1 protein-coding gene is annotated in these 1,313 nt (G+C 53.3%); it reads left to right on the forward strand.

All coding sequences use genetic code 11. The features are described from left to right. Positions 1 to 53: 53 nt before the first annotated feature. Positions 54 to 1,276 (forward strand): IS3 family transposase gene (locus NTD80_RS16895; RefSeq protein WP_262134368.1). Its coding sequence is split into 2 segments (ribosomal slippage): positions 54 to 405 and positions 405 to 1,276, totalling 1,224 coding nucleotides; the frame shifts between segments, so codons are not numbered across the junction. Positions 1,277 to 1,313: the final 37 nt, after the last annotated feature.

Here is a 1,313-nt window from a genome sequence, read left to right on the forward strand (position 1 = left end):
TGTCCCGTCCTGAATAAGGTTTACACCTTCTGACCGATCTTCAGGAGGATTCAATGGATACGGGAAAAAGGCGGAGCCAGCGCGATTACACGCTAGCTTTTAAATTGTCAGTCGTAGATCAAGTCGAAAAAGGCGAGTTGAGTTATAAAGAGGCTCAACGGCGCTTTGGCATTCAAGGCCGGTCCACGGTACTGGTTTGGTTACGCAAGCATGGCCGACAGGACTGGAGCCAAGGCGCCTCAATCCGAGCGCCGCGGAGCAGGCCGATGACCGACCCCAACCTCCCGCTGACACCCGAACAGCGGATCAAAGAGCTTGAAGAACAGTTGGCGCTGAGCAATCAGAAGGCCCAGTTCTTTGAAGCTGTCGTGAACGTCTTGAAAAATGATTACGGTGTGTCCATCGTAAAAAAGCGACCCGGCAAGTCCTCTCGCAAGGGCAAATCCAAGACCTGAGCATTACCAGGGCTTGCCTGTTTATGGGCATTTCGCGCCAAGCGTATTACAAGCGCAACCGAGCCTTTGACGCGAGAGTTTGCCAAGACCAGCAGGTAGTGGAATTCGTTCTGGAAAAGCGTCGCCGCCAGCCGAGGCTTGGGACGCGCAAACTGCACCACCTGATGGTAATTGAAGCCGCAGCGGCGCTACGTGTCGGTCGAGACCGCCTGTTTTCCATCTTGCGAGAGGCGCGAGAGCTGGTCCCTCGCAAACGTGCATACCATAAAACCACGCATAGCCATCATCGCTTCCGCCGTCACCCCAACCTACTCAAAGCTGGTCCGGAACAAGTTGTAGCCAGCAGACCTGAGCAGGTTTGGGTCGCAGACATTACCTATCTCCCAACGCGGGAAAGTGTCGCTTACGTCAGCCTGATAACAGACGCGTACTCCCGCAAAATCGTGGGTCATCATGTGCACGGCAGCCTGCATACGGAGTCGGTGGTCAGGGCACTGCAGAAGGCTGTTAGTCAGCGAAAATCCAATCAACCGCTCATTCATCATTCAGATCGCGGAGCTCAGTATTGCTCCGATTTATACCAACGGATGCATACCCGGCATGGAATCAGGTGCTCAATGACTGACGGCTATGATTGCTATCAGAACGCGATGGCGGAGAGGATAAATGGGATTTTGAAGACTGAGTTTTTGCTGCATCGTCCCAAAGACCTGGCGGATGCAGTGAAAATGGTGGATGAATCGGTGCAAATCTACAATCGGGAGCGGCCGCACTTATCCCTGAAATACAAAACGCCCGATGCGGTGCATCGGGCGTTTTGAGACTGAAACAGGTGTAAACCTATTTCAGGACTAGACA

It is taken from the genome of Pseudomonas sp. 13B_2.1_Bac1 (assembly GCF_025466155.1).
In the GTDB taxonomy this organism is placed as follows: domain Bacteria; phylum Pseudomonadota; class Gammaproteobacteria; order Pseudomonadales; family Pseudomonadaceae; genus Aquipseudomonas; species Aquipseudomonas aylmerensis.